Origin of the sequence: Streptomyces litchfieldiae, from assembly GCF_031845365.1 — a bacterium.
Lineage (GTDB): Bacteria > Actinomycetota > Actinomycetes > Streptomycetales > Streptomycetaceae > Streptomyces > Streptomyces litchfieldiae.
In genome coordinates this window covers 58,208-74,070 of record NZ_JAVREL010000010.1, presented here as the reverse complement: position 1 = coordinate 74,070, position 15,863 = coordinate 58,208, and the positions used below count along the sequence as shown (strand labels likewise).

Genomic DNA, 15,863 nt, shown 5'->3' with positions numbered 1-15,863 from the left:
CAGAACAGCGACCCGTTCTCCGGGGGCGGCCTAGATGTGCGGCCGGTCGAAGTAGGGGGACAGCTTGGTCACGATGAAGAGGAGCATCTCCGTCGCGTCCGTCCGCACGAACTGCTTCTCGGTGACGTCGGTCCTGCGGTGGGTGAACGAGAAGATGACGTCCACGATGGTCCGCGCGCCGCTGAGGCGGGACGGGCGGATGTCGATGCCGGACAGCGAGTAGTCGCGGGCGAAGTACTCGACCGCCTTGGTGTAGATGTCGGCGTACCGGGTGATGAGGTAGTTGAGCACGCGGTGCCCGTCCTCCATGCCGGCGTTGTCGGCCATCTGCATGATTCTGTCGAGCAGTTCACGGGCGGCCGACTCGAACTGCTCCTCCGGCATGCCGTCCGGTTTCTGGAGCGCGCCGACGAGTTCGTCCGTGTCGAACGAGTAGATCTGCTCGAAGTGAACGACGGGAATCATCAGCCCGTTGCAGTCGTCGGCGGGCGCGATGTGGCCACGCCGCCCGATGACCACGTCCAGGTCGCCGGACTTCGGGGTGGGGCGGATCGCCTCCACCAGCCGGTCGTAGTCGTCGGGGTAACGCGGCTTGAGCAGATACGTCTCCATGCCCTCGATGGTGAGCACGAAGCACAACTGCCGTACCAAATAACGGTTTTCGGGACGGGACAGCACGGCGTGCAGCGCCTGCCGGTCGGTCAGGCCCGCCGTGTCGGCCCGGCCGACGCTCTGGGCGAACTCCTTCTCGACGCCCAGGCTCGGAAAGCGCACCTGAACGCGGCCCAGCGCGTACACATATCCCGGGCGGCGCGGGGCCGCCGGTTCCTCGGGGCCGTGCCCGCCGCCGCAACCGCAGGAGCTCTCCTCGCCCGCGGGGTGGGCCCGGGCCTCCTGGCGTCCGCTCTCCTGGATTTCCCGGCTTTCCCAGCTTTCCCGGACCGTTTCAAGGTCCGCCGCTGGCCCTGCACCGGGGTCCGTTTCCCGTTCCCTGTCGAGGCCCGTGTCGAGTTCGGTATCGAATTCCGTGTCGCATGCCGTGTCGAGGCCCGTTTCAAGACCCATCCGCAACGCCCTACTTCCTGCCGCGCCGGCCAGTGAAGGCGATGCGCCGGTTCAGCGCCCGGGCCCGTTCCTCGCACACTCCGCAGGGCTTGATTCCCATGCGGTGCGTCGCGCGTTTCACGAGATCGCCGAGGCCGATGTCCTCGTCCGAGACGAATCCGGGAATCCGCACCCGCCGCGGCTCTCTCCCGGCCGCCGCCGGGGCCGGTTCCGCGTCGTCCTTCATGGCCCTGAGTCTCCACCGGGGTCCGGTGGCACGCATCTCGACCGCCCCCGGTCGGATGACGCGGCGGCCGTGCTTTCCTGGTCGCCGACACACGACCGCCCGACCGAGCCACCCGGCAGACCGCACCGTCAAGAAGGAATCCCGCATGACCACCACCCCGGCCGACGACGACCCCAAGCTCCTCGACTACAACGGCTGGCTCTTCCCGGAGGGCGCCGACGAGGAACGGATAGCGGCGCAGCAGGCGCGGCAGGAGGCGCTGATACGCCGGACCGGCGGCGCCATCGGAAAGCGCACGTTCATCTCGGAGCTGGCAATGGTCAGCCCCACCGAGTTCACGCTGGGCAGCGACTGCTACATCGCCGCGCACGCCTATGTGACCGGCACCATCCGGGCCGGCGACGACTGCACGGTCAACCCGTTCACCGTGGTGCGTGGCACGGTGACGCTGGGCGACGGCGTGCGGATCGGCGCGCACACCTCACTGCTCGGGTTCAACCACTCGATGGACCCGGACCGTCCGGTGTTCAAGCAGCCCACCACCGAACGCGGCATCACGATCGGGGACGACGTCTGGATCGGCTCGAACGTGGTCGTGGTGGACGGCGTCACGATCGGCGACCACGCGGTGGTCGGCGCGGGCTCCGTGGTGACCCGCGACGTTCCCGCGTGGGCCGTCGTCGCCGGGAACCCGGCCCGGGTGATCCGCGACCGCCGCGCCCCGAAGCGGCCGGCCGCCGCCTCTCGCCGGGCCGCCGCGGCCGGGCCGCTGGCCGAGCTCGCGGCCCGCGCCCGCGCCCAGCGGGACGCGGTCGTCGCCCGCTGCTGGGAACCCGGCGCGACGGCGCCGGACGGCACGCCCACCGGCCGGTTCACGGACGCGCCCGGCGCGGCACCCACGCTGCGCGCGCACGCCGACGCGGTGGAGATCTCGTTCCTGCTGGGCGACGCCGCTCCCCCGCAGCTCACCCCGGCCGAGCATGTGCGGCGGCTGCGGCAGAACCAGGACCCGGCCACCGGGCTGACGCCGCCGCTGGACGCGGACGGGCGGCACGGCCCGGCCCCGGACCGGCGCTGGGAGGGCGGCGCGCTCTATCACGTGCTGAGCCTGGGCTACGCCCTGGACCTGCTCGGCTCCCGGTTCGAGCACCCGGTGCGCGTGGTCGGCGAGATGACGCCCGCGGACCTCGCGGCCACGCTCGCCGAGCAGCCCTGGCGCACCGGCGGCTGGGCGGCCGGGGCCGGGGCGGACACCCTGGGCACCGCGCTGTTGTGGAACCTGCGCCACGAAGTCCCGGGCACCCGGCTGGCGTTGGACACGTTCCTGGGCTGGCTGCTCACCCGGTGCCGCCCGGACAACGGGATGTGGTCCGAACTGCGGCCCGCCGACGGGCTGCTCCAGCCCGTCAACGGCTACTACCGGGCGACGCGCGGCTCGTTCGCCCAGTTCGGGGTGGCGCTGCCGTACCCGGAGCGGGTCGTCGACACGGTGCTCACGCACGCCGCCGACGAGCGGCACTTCGGCCCGGGCCGCACCACGGCCTGCAACGTCCTCGATGTGGCCCACCCGCTGTGGCTGGCGGGCCGGCACACGGCGCACCGCCGGGACGAGGTCGCCGACTGGGCCCTGGCGCAGCTTCCGCTGGTGGCCGAGCAGTGGGTGGACGGCGAGGGATTCCCGTTCCGCTTCCCGGCGTTGAGCGGGCCGGCCGGGGCCGCCGACCGGCCCGGCCTCCAGGGCACCGAGATGTGGCTCGCCACGCTCTGGTACATCGCGGATCTGGCGGGCGTCGCCGAGTCCCTGGACTATCGCCCCCGGGGCGTCCACCGCCCGGAACCGGCCGTCGACATCCGCTGAACCGCCTCCCTCCGGCGCACGGTGCGGGCCGCGCGCCGGAGGGGCCGGGTGACGGCGGTCAGCCCGACAGCCGCGCCCGGTCCGCCGCGGCCGTGACGCGGCGCAGTTCCGCGCCGGAGAGCAGTCCCAGGCCGCGCCACTCGTCACCGGCGGCCCGCACCGCCCGGCGGAACTCCGCGTGGTCACCGAACGGGGCCCCGCCCCACAGCCGGTCCAGGAACGTGACGCCGTCCTCGCGCGCCCGGTTGGGCACCCCCGAGTCGGCGCCGCGGAAGGCGATCACCGGCTCCGACCGCTTGAAATAGGCGTGGAAAGGCCCGTCGTCGCCGAGGTGGAACGGCGCCAGCGTCCGGCCGTGCGTGGTGAAGTGCAGCGGTGCCCCGGCGGGCCGCACCGCGTCCGCGAGATCCCCGCGCATCGTGAAGTCGCGGTAGAAGGAGAACTCCCGGAAGGTGTCGGCCGGATCGCGGACGACGAGCAGGACCGGCCCGTAGAAGAGGGACTGCACGGCAGGGTCGTCCGGGGTCCGCTCGACGCGCAGCGCGAACGGCATCGACACGCCGATCACGTCGCCGTCCGACCAGTGCCTGGTGAGCGAGACGTAGGTGCCGGGCGCGGCCGGCACATCTTGAACGACGCCGTTGATCTCCACCGTGAACCCGTTGGCGGCCCAGGCGGGCACCCGCAGCCGGATGTCGAGTTCGCCGCCGCCCTCGACGGTCAGGGTGCTGCCCGGCTCCTCCGGGAACCGGGTGCGCTGCCGGATCACCAGGCCCCGCTCGGCCCAGTGCAGCGTCGAGGCGAGGTAGAGGTTCACGTAGAGGGCACGGTCGTCGGCGGACCGGAAGTACACCGATTCCTGGTACTTGGTGTGATTCTCCATGCCGGTGCCGCCGCAGCAGGTCCCGGTGTTACCGAACTGCCGCCTGACGCCCGGTCCTTGGCCGATGAAGTAGGTGACCAGCGGCTCCGAGGTGCTGCGCCGGTCGGCGCGGGAGCCCAGGATCTGGTTGAACAGGCCCCGTTCGTAGTAGTCCATGTGGGCCGCGTCCGGCTCGTGGAGGAACAGCGACCGGGTGAGCTTGAGCATGTTGTACGTCGCGCAGGTCTCCGCGTTGTCCTCGCCGAGCGTGCCGGCGATCGCGTCCCGCGCAGTGAACTTCTCGCCCTTGCCGGTGCCGCCGATGCTGTAGAGGCGGGAGTCGACGACCATGGACCAGAAGTTCCGGGCCGCGACCAGGTAGTGCGCTCGCGCCGGGTCCTGGTCGAAGACCCGGGTGTAGCCGAGGAATTGGGGGATGTGCTGGTTGGCGTGGATGCCGGTGAGGGTGTCCCGGCCGGCGGCGGTGTCCTCGATCAGGCGGGTGTTGTCGAAACAGCGGGCGGTGTCGAGGAATTCACGTCGGCCGGTGAGGGCGTGCAGATCCGCCATCACCTCGTTCATGCCGCCGTACTCGCCGGCGATGTACAGCGACCACATGCGGTCGAGCTGTTCCCTGGGCAGCACGGAGAGCCTGCTGTGCGCCCACTCGCCCATCCGCGTCACAATGTCCAGCGCCTGCTCGTTGCCGGCCAGCGTGTGGGCGTCCAGCAGGCCGCGCATGATCTTGTGGCAGGTGTACCAGGGCGCCCAGATCGTCGGGTAGGTCGTGTAGGACTCCAGCAGGACGAACTGGTCCTCGGGGTAGGCGGCCAGATAGCCGGGGTGACTGGGGCGGTCGGGCCCCTCGCGCGCGGCCAGCGCGTCCTGGCACTCGCCGAGGGCCGCGACCAGGTAGTCCAGCTTCTCGCGGTGGGAGTCGCCCGCGCCCCCGGCGTACGCCTGGGCCACACAGGTCACGAAGTGGCCCGCGTAGTGGCCGCGCAGGTTGCCGTCGGCGGTCTCCCAGCCGCCGGGCGGCTCGGCGCCGCGCGTGTCCAGGCCGGCGTTCGCTCGGAAGACCGCCAGGATCCGGTCGGCCGGGTAGTCCCTGAGGTACTCCAGCATCAGGTCGCGTTTCCTGCTGAACACGCCTTTTTCCAGACGGACTTGGTCCAGGGCGAAGGGTCTGGCCGCCCAGTTGGGCGGCGCCGGCAGCGCGCCGGCCGGCGTTGCGGGGGCCGCCGGGCGGGCGGCGGACGCGGCGGGGGTGGCGGAAGCGACGGCCAGCGACGGGGCCGCGGCGAGGGTGAGGCCGAGCAGGGTCCGGCGGGAGAAATCCTCGTGCACGGTGGTGCTCCTTCGGTTTCGGGCCGACGGCGTGGTGAACAGCGGCAGCGCGAGGAAACGCAGGAGAAGTGGGGGCGTGAAGGATGCCCGAAAAGGCTGAAAAGGCTTTCGGAAAGGGTAGGTTCGCGCTCGGCGAAGGGTCAACCCTCGTGCGGGACGCGGCTTTTTCCCAGGGAACGGCCGGGCGGCTCGCCGGCGGAACGGGCGGCGGTCAGGACAGCGGCGCGGTGGATCCCCGGATCACCACGCGGCAGGGCCGCGTCTCCACACCGGACCGGGGCGAGCCCTCGATGGCGCTGAACAGCGCCCGCGCCGCCGCCCGGCCGACCTCCTCCAGATTCAGGTCGACGCTGGTCAGCGGCGGCCGGGAACCGGACGTCAGGATCTCCCAGTTGTCGAAGCCCATGACGGCGACGTCCTCCGGCACCCGCCGGCCGCGCTCGCGCAGGGTCTCCACCACGCCGCGCGCAATCTGGTCGTTCCCGCACAGGATGGCGTCCAGCTCCGGGTGCCGGTCGAGCAGCAGGCCGGCGGCGGCCCGCCCCCAGCCCTCGGACCAGGTGCCGAACAGCGTGTCGCCGACCGGCGTCAGACCCGCCCCGGCCAGCGCCTCCCCCGCGCCCTGGGCCCGTTCCCGCGCGGCGAGATAGCCGGGGTCGCCGGAGACATGGGCGATCCGGGTCCGGCCGCAGGCCAGCAGGTGCTGGACCGCCAGCCGGCCGGCGCCGACGCTGTCCTGCACGATCGAGATGTCCGCCGGGTCCTGCGAGGGGGCGTAGGCGTAGACGACGGGCACGGCCAGGTCCCGGCCGAGCGAGGGCCGGGGATCGGTGCGGCTGCCCACCACGATCAGGCCGTCGACGCGCCGCTCCAGGAGCGCCTGCACGTGGTGCTGCTCCCGGATGGCGTCGCCGCGGGCGTCGCACAGGAAGACCGCCACCTTGCCGACGCCGAAGGCGTCCTCGGCGCCCATCAGGATGGGGATGCTGAAGCGGCCCTCCAGGTCGCTGGTGAGCAGCCCGACCGTGCCCGTCCGGCCAGCCAGCAGGCCGCGCGCCATCGGGTTGGGGCGGAACGCCAGCCGCTCGGCGGCCTCGATGACGCGCTCCCGGGTCTCGGCCCGCACCTGGCTGCGGCCGTTGAGCGCCTTGGAGGCGGTGGCCGGGGAGACGCCCGCCAGCCGCGCGACATCGCTGAGCGTCACGGCGCGCGGTCGGGACGGACGGGCCTCGGGCTGTGCCATCGCGTGCATCCTCCTGGTCGCCGGGCGCGCGCGGGATCGCGCCGCTCCCCCGTCGCCGAGTGTATCCGGAGAGCGAAACCGGAGCCCGAAATGCCTTTAGGCCACCTGCCTTTGCCGTTTCCCCTTCACCAACGATCCCCTTGGCACGAGGGCTTGACGCTCGCTGGACGCGTCCCTACTTTCCACTGAAAGCGTTTTCGGTATTGCGTTGAGGCCGGCACTGCTTGAGACCAGCACTGCGTTGGCGCCGACCGGCGCGGACACTCGCCTCGTTCTCGTTCCCTGCCACTCCCGGGCGCACCGGGGGCCCGCCACCACGCGGATCCGGCCCCCCGCCGCCGAACCCCACCGAGGAGGTACGCCATGCGATCCCAGCCCGGACGAGGGCGCCGCGCCGCGACACTGACGGCAGCGCTCGTCCTGGCGCTCCTGAGTCCGCTCGTGAGCGCCGCCCCCGCCACCGCCGACAACGGCTCCATCGGCTATCCCGTCTTCCACGGCTCCGACGAGCCGGTCCCCGAACTCCCGGCCGATTTCGCCGTGCACGACACCCTGGGTGACCAGTACGAGGCCGATCTCGCCGCCGGCGACGGCACCGACTTCTGGCTCGACCGGATGCTGGCCCGGCGCGGCCCCGATCCCGCCGGGGACTGGCTGTTCACCCGGGGCCGCGCGGTGTTCATGAAGGAGCACGACCCGGCGCCGCTCGGGTTCGCCGGCAGCGTCGCCTACTGGGAGAGCATCGACGACCGCGACGCGTACACCGTCACGCTGAGCGTGAACGGTCAGGAGATCGCGCTGGAGGAGGACACCGACGAGCGCGTGCAGACCCTCAGCCAGTGGGTCAGCGAGTACTCCGGACCGAACGGCCTGCGGGTCGTCCAGACCAAGTTCATCACCGACGCCAATGTCGCGGTGACCCGGCTGGAGCTGGAAAATGGCGGTTCAAGCCAGCGGGAGGTGACCGTCCGCGCGGCCTCGCCGTACGCCACCACGGCGGAGGGCGACGAGCTGACGGGCACGGTCCCCGCCCGCAACAACCTCACCACGCTGTACCCGAGGCTTTCCGGCGACGGCCTCGCCCCGGAGGGCACCGCGCTGACCGGCACCCTGACCGTACCGGCCGGCGGCACGGTCACCGCCAAGGTCCAACTGGGTTTCGTCACCGACGAGATCACCGACTCGCGGCCGGCGTACGACACCGTGCGCGCCGCCTCGCCGGACGCCGCCCACCGGGACCACGTCCGGGAGTACAACCGCTGGTGGGTGGAGAACCTGCCGTTCATCGACATCCCCGACGACAACATCGAGAAGACGCTGTACTACCGCTGGTGGCTGCTGCGCTACAACTACCTCGACGCCGACATCCCGGGCAGCGACTACCAGTTCCCGACGTCCATGGAGGGCGTCCTCGGCTACAACAACTCCATCGTCCTGACCACCGGCATGTTCGTCGAGGACCTCAAGTACCTGCGGGATCCCGCCTATTCGTACGGCCCCTGGGTCTCGGCCGGCGAGGTCTCCCGCAACTCCCGGTACACCGACAACCCCGGCGACCCGGAGAACTGGTCCAACAGCTACACGCAGTACCTCTCCGAGGCGGCCTGGGACTCCTACCAGGTGCACGGTGGCCCGGCCGGTGTCGTGCAGAACCTCGCCCGGTACGCCGAGGCCGATGTGCGCGGCCAGTTGGACACCTACGACACCGACGGCAACGGCCTCATCGAGTACGACTGGGGCGCGATGACCGGCAACGACGCCGACGCCGTGTCGTTCGACTGGCGCCCCGGCAACCTGGACCGCGCCGAGTCCGCCTACGTCTACAGCAACGCGCTCGCCGCCGCCGACGCCTACGCGCTGCTCGGCGACACCGGCAAGGAGGCCGAGATGCGGGCCGTCGCCGACCGGGTGCGCCAGGCCGTGCTCGACCACCTCTGGGACCCGGAGGATCGCCTGCTCAAGCACCGCCACGTCGAGTCCGGCGAGCTGGTGCCCTGGAAGGAGATCAACAACTACTACCCCTACAGCGTCGGGCTGATGCCCACCCCGGAGGAGGACCCGCAGTACCTGGAGGCGCTGCGGCTGTGGGCTGACGCCGGTGAGTACCCCGTCTTCCCGTTCTACACGGCCAATCAGGCGGACAAGGCGGAGGCCGCCGAGCAGGGCCACCCCGGCAGCAACAACTTCTCCGTCATCAACTCCACCGTGACGTTCCGCTTCCTGTCGTCCGTGCTGCGCAACTACCCGAACGAATACATCGACAACGACTGGTACGCCAAGCTGCTGTCCTGGAACGCGTGGGCGCACTACATCGGCGGGGACAACAACTGGCCCGACCAGAACGAGTTCTGGTCCGACGGCAGCGCCGACCCGCAGAACATCGGCTACCGCTCCTGGATCCACCACACCATCCTCGGCACCACCAACTGGACGGTGATCGAGGACGCCATGGGCTTCCGGCCCCGGTCCGACGACCGCGTGGAGCTGTGGCCGATCGACATCGACTGGCCGCACTTCGCGGTCACGGACATCAACTACCGGGGCACCGACCTGGCCGTGGTGTGGGACGAGCCGGGCGACGGCGAACGCCCCTACGGCACCGGCGTGCCGGAGGGCTACTCGGTCTACCTGGACGGAACGCTCGCGTTCACGGTCGACCGCCTCACCCACCTCGTCTACTCCCCCGAGACCGGCGAGATCACCTTCCCCGACGGCGGCGGCGAGGTCGTCACCACCGCCCGGGCCGAGCTGGCCGCCCCGGAGGAGGTCACGTTCGACGCGGACGACCGGGTCGTCGACGTCTTCGCCAAGGCCGGGCGCGACCTCACCGCCACCGGGGACGCGGCCCGCGACCTCGTCGAGGACGCCACCCCCGGCGCCTCCCACCAGGCCGACGGCCACGGCGTGGCCGGCGCGGTGGACGGCTTCACCATCAACGAGCCGTTCTGGGGCACGGCCGGATCCGGATCCGGGGAGGACTGGTTCGAGCTGGACTTCGACGAGCCGACCGCCGTGGACCAGGTGAAGCTGTACTTCGCCAGCGACAAACGGCGCGGCGGGTACGCCGAACCGGCCATGTACACCGTTCAGTACCTCGACGGCGACGAGTGGGCGGACGTCTCCTCCGCGGACAGAACGCCCCCGGTGCCCCGGGCCAACCTGAACGAGGTGCGGTTCCAGGAAGTGACCACCACCCGGCTCCGGGTGCTGCTGACCCATCAACCGGGCCATTCAAGTGGCCTGAAGGAGATACAGGCGTTTCGCACCGGCGAGGGCGGCGCGAACGTGGCGCCGCATGTGCGGGCCTGGCCCGACCCGGCCGTCAGCCTGCCCGGCGCCGCCCAGTTGATCGGCGTGGTCAAGGACGACGCGCGGCCCGAACGCCAACTGGACATCGCCTGGGAGACGGTGGCCGGCCCGCCGGACGGCGCGGCCCTCTTCGACGATCCCCATTCCCCCACCACCCGGGTGCGGTTCACCGAGGCCGGCACCTACACGCTGCGGCTGACGGCGGACGACGGTGAGCGGCGGTCCGCCCAGGAGGTCCGGATCACCACCGACGGCACCTCCGCCGAGCAGGTCAACGTGGCGGTGGCGGCGACCCCGACGGCCTCCCACACCTCCGGCTGGGAGTCGATCGAGGCCATCAACGACGGCCGGGAGCCCGCCTCTTCGGCCGACAGCCCGCGCTGGGGCTCCTGGCCGGAGAAGGGCACGCAATGGGTGGAGTACACCTGGCCGGAGCCGGTGCGGATCGACGGCTCCGACATGTACTTCTTCCGGGACGCCGAGCCGGGCGCGGCGGACGGCGTGGGCGTTCCCGCGTCCTGGGTCATCGAGTGGTGGGACGGCGATGCCTGGCAACGGGTGCCGTCCGCAAGCGAGTTCGGTGTCGCCGCGGACGCGTGGAACACCACCGAGTTCGCCCCCGTGACCACCACCCGGCTGCGCGCGGTGCTCACCGGCCAGCCGAACCTCGCCGTGGGCGTGCAGGAGTGGAAGGTCTACGCCGAGCCGCCGGAGCGGGTGCGCGAGGTGCACGTCCCGACGCCCCGGGGCACCGTTCCCCAACTGCCGGACCAGGTCACGCTGGTCTACGCGGACGGCGCCACGGCCGCCACGGCCGTTCAGTGGGAGCCGCTCACCGAGGACCAGGTCGGGCAGGGCGGCACGAGCGTGCGGGTGTCCGGCGTCACGGAGTCGCCCCAACTGCCCGTCGCCGCCACCGTCTGGGTCCGCGTCACCGACGCCGTGGAGATCACGAGCATCGCCGAGGAGAGCGTGACCACCCCGGCGGGCGTCCCGCCGGACCTGCCGGGCACCGTCGTCGCGACCTACAACGACGGCTCCCGGGACAGCCGCGTCGCCGTCACCTGGCCGGACATCGACCCCGGCCGGTACGCGGAACCGGGCACGTTCACGGTCACCGGCACGGCGGAGGGCACCGGCATCCGGCCCACCGCGACGGTGACGGTGCGCGCACCGGCCTGACGGCTCAGGCCGCGGGCGTCAGCTCGGCGCGACCGAAGAGCAGGGCGTAACCGCGCGGCAGGGCGGCGAGGATCCGGCCGTTGACCTCGCCGCCCGCGCGGTCGCCCACCGCGATGAGCACGGTGCCCGCCGCCCAGCGGGCTTCGGCCGGGGCGCCGCGCGGCGAGGATCTCCCCCGCCTCGACGGGCAGGAGACGCGCCAGCTCACGGCGTTCCTCGCCGGCGACGTGCTCGCCGAGCACCGCGAGCACCGCGAGCACCGCCTGGCGCGTTCCGCGATGGGGATCCGCAGGGTCAGCGCCCCCGCGTCGTACTCGGCCCGGACACGCTCGGTGTCGAGGCTGTCGCGCAGCATGACGGTGCCTGACGGCGCTGGGGCGGGACGCGGCCACGCGCCGTCTGCGCTCGTGCGACACGCGGCCCGTTCGGGCAGGTCGTTCGTAATGTCGGCGATATGAGCTATACCCCTTATTCCGATATCCCGGTGAGGAGCGACCATGACCGTGGGGCAGATGCGGTTCGGCACGGGCAACGACGCCGGTGCGGACGGGACCGGGCTCGTGTCCGGCAATTCCAGGACGACGCTGTACGCGGAGAATTCCGGTGACCCGGGCCTGGAGACGCCCGCGTACGCCGTCGCCGCCCGGGGCCGGGGGATCGCCATCCGGGGGCATGGGGTCGAGGCCGGAGTGACGGGGTCCTCCCCCAAGCTGGGGGTGGCCGGGGAGGGGTTCTGCGGGGTGGGCGGGCTCACCGAGCACGACGACCAGGCGGCGGCGGCCGTGTACGGGGCGGCGCTCAAGGGGAACGCGAACGGCGTCGTCGGGGAGGCCGACGACGGGCCGAACGCGTTCGCCGTCTGGGGCAAGAGCGAGTCGGGCTACGCCGGCTACTTCAGCGGGCGGGTGAACGTCACCGAGAACCTCACCGTGGCGGCCGGCGGGTTCCGCATCGATCATCCGCTGGACCCGCAGCAACGCTATCTGCGGCACTCCTTCGTCCACTCCCCGGAGTGGCTCAACGTGTACAGCGGCCGGGTGGTGACGGACGCCGAGGGCTCGGCCGTGGTCGAACTGCCGGGGTACTTCGAGGCGTTGAACAAGGACATCCGTTATCAGCTCACCGTCATCGGGGGCTTCGCCCAGGCGGTGGTGGCCGAGGAGGTGCGGGACAACCGTTTCACCGTCGCCACCGACCGGCCCGGGGTCACCGTGTGCTGGCAGGTGACCGGCGTCCGCCAGGACCCGTACTCCCTGTCGGAGGGCCCTCGCGCCCCGGAGACCGACAAGCCGGAGGGCGAGGGGAACACCTTCCTGCACCCCCATGAGCACGGCTTCCCGCCGGAGGCGGGCCGGGACCACTGGCGCGTCGAGGCGTTCCGCGAGCAGCGGTTCCGGTTGCGCGTGGGCCGGCCCCCCGAGCCGCCGGCCTGAGCGGCCGGGGCGACCGGCATCGGCGCAGGTCAACGCGGTGCGGATGGAGATGACAACGGTCATCACCGCAGCCTTTGACAGCGGCGCCCGGCCGCCCCCACCATGCACGTATGAACAGTCCTTCAGACGGGCTGGTGTCGGCCGACGGCTGCGCGGTCCGCGTCGTGGACGCCGACCGCGTGCACGCGGTGCGCGCCCGCATGCCCGCCGACACCGAACTCGCCGACACCGCCGATGTCTTCGGGCTGATGTCGGACCCCGGACGGCTGCGGCTGCTGGTCGCCCTGCTGGAGGGCGAGATGTGCGTGTGCGACCTCGCCGCGGTGACCGGGCTCAGCGAGTCGGCGACCTCGCACGCCCTGCGGCTGCTGCGGGCCCACCGCGTGGTCGCCGCGCGTCGCGCCGGGCGGATGGCGTACTACCGGCTGGCCGACGCCCATGTGCGGATGCTGCTGGACCTGGCCGTCGCCCACTCCGAGCACACCGAGGCCATCCACCCCGAGCGGGGAGGCGGTCACTGATGGGCCACGGACACGCCCACGGCCACACCCACGGAACGGCCTCCGCGACCGGCCGGCACCGGTGGCGGCTCACCGTCTCGTTCGTCCTGATCGCCTCGTACTTCGTCGTCGAGCTGGCCTTCGGCCTGATCTCCGGCTCCCTGGCACTGCTCTCCGACGCCGGGCACATGGCCGCCGACGTCGTCACGCTGGCCGCCGCCCTGGTGGCCACCCGCATCGCGGGCCGCCCCGACGCGACCGGCCGCCGCACCTACGGCTCCTACCGCGCCGAGGTCTTCGCCTCCGGCCTGGCCGTCCTGCTGATGCTGGGCGTCGCCGGCTACATCGTCGTCCAGGCCATCGGGCGCATAGGCACCACCGCCGAGGTGGCGACCGGCCCGATGCTGATCGTCGGCGTGCTCGGCCTGCTGGTCAACGTCGTCGCGCTGCTGCTCCTGCGCGCCGGCGCCGAGGACAGCCTCAACGTCCGGGGCGCCTATCTGGAGGTGGTCGCGGACACGGCCGGTTCGGCCGGGGTCATCGCGGCCGGCTGGCTGGTCGCCGCCACCGGGCGGCCGGGATGGGACACGGCCGTCGCGCTGGCGATCGGCGCCTTCGTCGTCGTCCGCGCCGTGCCGCTGGGCCGCCAGGTCCTCGCGGTGCTGGGCCAGCACGCCCCCGAGGGCATGAACGTGGACGCCGTGGCCGAGGACCTGGCCGCCATCGACGGCGTCGCCGGCGTTCACGACCTCCACCTGTGGACGCTCACCTCGGGCATGCCCGTGGCCACCGCCCACCTGGTCACCCGCGACCGGGCCGACAACCACGCCGTTCTGGACCGCGCCCAGGAGGTGCTGCGCCGGCGCCACGGCGTGGCCCACGCGACGCTCCAGGTGGAGCCGACCGACCACCACGGCTGCGACGAACTCGGCTGGTGAGCTGGCGCCGACGGCGCGGCGCGGGGGCCACAACGGGCGGCGCGGGCGGCCGGCGGGTGCCGTGCACCGAGGCCGCGCGCTCCCCGAGCCAGTCCGAACAACCCGCCGCCGGGGCGTTCGCCCGGCTCACGGCGCGGGCAACCCGACGGAAGCACCGTGCGGCCCGCGTTCCCCGCACGGGGCGGGGCGCCCCGCCGTGCGGTAACGAGCAGGCCCCCGCCGGAGCGGGGGCCGTTCCTCGTCTGCGCCGGAGACTCACCGAACGGAGCTCCGGCGCCGCAGAACGCCCGGGGCCACCACCGCGACGCCGAGCAGCGACACCACCAGCGGCACCCACAGGGCCGAGCTCAGCCCCTCCAGCAGCGCGTCCGGCGAGTGGCCCTCGCCGGCCCCGGCCCGCTGGACGGCCGTGACGACGGCCAGCGACAGCGCGGCACCGAACTGGAACGAGGTGTTCACCAGGCCGCTGGCCACGCCCTGCTCCTCCGCCGCGATGCCGTTGGTCGCCAGGATGTTCAACGGCCCGTAGGCGAAGGTGAACGCGAGGCCGGCCAGCAGGAACGCGGGCAGCATCCCGGTCGCGTAGGCCGAGTCGCCGTCCAGCGGCAGCAGCGCCAGATAGGCCAGCGAAGCGGCGACGAGCCCGGCCAGGATGACGCGCGGCGCGCCGAACCGGGCCACCAGCGGTGCCACGATCCGGGGCGCGAGCAGCACGACGACCGCGCCGCTGGGGGCGACCGCCAGGCCGGTGGTCAGCGCGGACCAGCCGCGCACGTCCTGCATGTAGAGGGTGAGGATGAACAGGGCGCCCAGCCAGGCGCCGAGCAGGGCCATCGCGCCGACGTTGGCCTGCACCACGGCGCCGGAGCGCAGCAGGCTCAGCCGCACCAGCGGGGCGGCGGCGCGCCGTTCGATCGCGACGAACGCCGCCAGCAGCGCGGCGACCCCGACCAGCGAGCCGAGGGTGCGGGCCGAGCCCCAGCCGACCTCGGGGGCCTGGATGAGGGTGAACACCAGCAGCAGCATCGCGGCGGTCACGCTCACCGCGCCGGCGAGGTCGAAGCCCTGCCGGGGACCGGTCGGCCGGCTCGAGCGCGGGATCAGCCACAGGCCGCCCAGCAGCGTGAGGCCGGCGACCAGCGCCGGGGCGAAGAACACCCACCGCCAGGACACCTCGGTGAGCAGGCCGCCGGCGACCAGGCCGAGCGAGAAGCCGGAGGCGCCGGTGGCCGTGTAGATGGTCAGCGCCTTGTTGCGCGCGGGCCCCTCGGCGAAGCTGGTGGTGATGATCGACAGGCCCGCCGGGGCGGTGAACGCGGCGCTGACGCCGGTCAGGAAGCGGGCGGCGACGAGGAGTTCGCCATTGGGCGCCAGCCCGCCCAGCACGGAGGTGACCAGGAACGTCGCCAGTGCCAGGAGGAAGACGCGCCGCCGCCCGAGCAGATCGGCCGCCCGGCCGCCCAGCAGCAGGAAGCCGCCGAAGCCCAGCACATAGCCGCTGACCACCCACTGGAGCGAGCTGGTGGACATGGCCAGGTCGGCGCCGATGGACGGGAGGGCCACGCCCTTCATGGAGGCGTCCAGCGCGTCGAGGAACAGCGCGCCGCACAGGACGAAGAGCATGCCCCAGGCGCGTCCGCTCAGGGTTTGGCGGGGCGCGGGCGCGGCGGCCGGGGCCGCCGGGGCATGGGGATCGGGGGAATGGCTCGCGTCCGCAAGCTGTTCGGTCAGGGGTGTGGCCACCGGGGGGCTCCCGTCTACAGGCAGCGGAATGGAAGATGAATAACGGACCGATCAGTCCGGGACCGATCAGTCCGTATCTTGTGCAGGCGCGGGACGCCCTGTCAACCGCGTTCTCGTCAGCCGGACCGATCAGTCCGCTACCCTTGGGTCGCGAAGA

General features: G+C 72.5%; 11 protein-coding genes. 5 read left to right on the top strand and 6 right to left on the bottom strand.

Annotated features, from left to right (window positions below):
* Positions 1-30 precede the first annotated feature (30 nt).
* Positions 31-1,065 carry a cyanobactin maturation protease PatG family protein gene (locus RM590_RS18125; RefSeq protein ID WP_311705647.1) on the bottom strand — a complete coding sequence of 345 codons (1,035 nt, stop codon included), beginning with the start codon at positions 1,063-1,065 and terminating at the stop codon, positions 31-33.
* Between the two features lie 10 nt (positions 1,066-1,075).
* A complete protein-coding gene (locus tag RM590_RS18120) occupies positions 1,076-1,291 on the bottom strand; it encodes a hypothetical protein (RefSeq protein WP_311705646.1) in 216 nt (71 codons plus the stop codon).
* A gap of 145 nt (positions 1,292-1,436) precedes the next feature.
* Here RM590_RS18120 and RM590_RS18115 point away from each other — a divergent pair, with 145 nt between their 5' ends.
* Positions 1,437-3,149 (top strand): acyltransferase, encoded by a 1,713-nt coding sequence (locus RM590_RS18115; RefSeq protein ID WP_311705645.1) that lies wholly within the window; start codon positions 1,437-1,439, stop codon positions 3,147-3,149.
* 58 nt (positions 3,150-3,207) lie between these two features.
* Here RM590_RS18115 and RM590_RS18110 read toward each other — a convergent pair whose 3' ends face one another.
* On the bottom strand, positions 3,208-5,358 hold the full coding sequence (locus tag RM590_RS18110; RefSeq protein WP_311705644.1) for a beta-L-arabinofuranosidase domain-containing protein: 2,151 nt from the start codon (positions 5,356-5,358) through the stop codon (positions 3,208-3,210).
* A gap of 211 nt (positions 5,359-5,569) precedes the next feature.
* Positions 5,570-6,601 carry a LacI family DNA-binding transcriptional regulator gene (locus RM590_RS18105; RefSeq protein ID WP_311705643.1) on the bottom strand — a complete coding sequence of 344 codons (1,032 nt, stop codon included), beginning with the start codon at positions 6,599-6,601 and terminating at the stop codon, positions 5,570-5,572.
* Between the two features lie 363 nt (positions 6,602-6,964).
* Here RM590_RS18105 and RM590_RS18100 point away from each other — a divergent pair, with 363 nt between their 5' ends.
* On the top strand, positions 6,965-11,092 hold the full coding sequence (locus RM590_RS18100) for an Ig-like domain-containing protein (RefSeq protein WP_311705642.1): 4,128 nt from the start codon (positions 6,965-6,967) through the stop codon (positions 11,090-11,092).
* 4 nt (positions 11,093-11,096) lie between these two features.
* On the opposite strand, the gene RM590_RS18095 is transcribed toward RM590_RS18100, so the two are convergent.
* Positions 11,097-11,447: a hypothetical protein gene (locus tag RM590_RS18095; protein WP_311705641.1), complete on the bottom strand. Its 351-nt coding sequence runs from the start codon at positions 11,445-11,447 to the stop codon at positions 11,097-11,099.
* 142 nt (positions 11,448-11,589) lie between these two features.
* On the opposite strand from RM590_RS18095, the gene RM590_RS18090 reads away from it, so the two are divergent.
* The 3 genes from RM590_RS18090 (at position 11,590) to RM590_RS18080 (ending at position 13,963) form a co-directional block, all read left to right on the top strand.
* Positions 11,590-12,525 (top strand): hypothetical protein, encoded by a 936-nt coding sequence (locus RM590_RS18090; protein ID WP_311705640.1) that lies wholly within the window; start codon positions 11,590-11,592, stop codon positions 12,523-12,525.
* 110 nt (positions 12,526-12,635) lie between these two features.
* Complete coding sequence (locus RM590_RS18085) at positions 12,636-13,046, top strand: ArsR/SmtB family transcription factor (protein WP_311705639.1); 411 nt, start codon at positions 12,636-12,638, stop codon at positions 13,044-13,046.
* On the top strand, positions 13,046-13,963 hold the full coding sequence (locus RM590_RS18080; protein WP_311705638.1) for a cation diffusion facilitator family transporter: 918 nt from the start codon (positions 13,046-13,048) through the stop codon (positions 13,961-13,963). Before RM590_RS18085 ends, RM590_RS18080 begins: the two co-directional genes overlap by 1 nt.
* A 255-nt stretch (positions 13,964-14,218) precedes the next feature.
* Here RM590_RS18080 and RM590_RS18075 read toward each other — a convergent pair whose 3' ends face one another.
* The gene (locus RM590_RS18075) at positions 14,219-15,706 is read right to left on the bottom strand and encodes an MFS transporter (RefSeq protein ID WP_311705637.1); all 1,488 of its coding nucleotides are present in this window, start codon (positions 15,704-15,706) and stop codon (positions 14,219-14,221) included.
* Positions 15,707-15,863: the final 157 nt, after the last annotated feature.

What these genes read in the sequence shown, in the direction of transcription:
- RM590_RS18120 (WP_311705646.1), bottom strand. Translation starts at nt 1,291, where the DNA reads ATGAAGGACGACGCGGAACCGGCCCCGGCGGCGGCCGGGAGAGAGCCG.
- RM590_RS18090 (WP_311705640.1), top strand. Translation starts at nt 11,590, where the DNA reads ATGACCGTGGGGCAGATGCGGTTCGGCACGGGCAACGACGCCGGTGCG.
- RM590_RS18085 (WP_311705639.1), top strand. Translation starts at nt 12,636, where the DNA reads ATGAACAGTCCTTCAGACGGGCTGGTGTCGGCCGACGGCTGCGCGGTC.
- RM590_RS18125 (WP_311705647.1), bottom strand. Translation starts at nt 1,065, where the DNA reads ATGGGTCTTGAAACGGGCCTCGACACGGCATGCGACACGGAATTCGAT.
- RM590_RS18095 (WP_311705641.1), bottom strand. Translation starts at nt 11,447, where the DNA reads ATGCTGCGCGACAGCCTCGACACCGAGCGTGTCCGGGCCGAGTACGAC.
- RM590_RS18115 (WP_311705645.1), top strand. Translation starts at nt 1,437, where the DNA reads ATGACCACCACCCCGGCCGACGACGACCCCAAGCTCCTCGACTACAAC.
- RM590_RS18105 (WP_311705643.1), bottom strand. Translation starts at nt 6,601, where the DNA reads ATGGCACAGCCCGAGGCCCGTCCGTCCCGACCGCGCGCCGTGACGCTC.
- RM590_RS18080 (WP_311705638.1), top strand. Translation starts at nt 13,046, where the DNA reads ATGGGCCACGGACACGCCCACGGCCACACCCACGGAACGGCCTCCGCG.
- RM590_RS18100 (WP_311705642.1), top strand. Translation starts at nt 6,965, where the DNA reads ATGCGATCCCAGCCCGGACGAGGGCGCCGCGCCGCGACACTGACGGCA.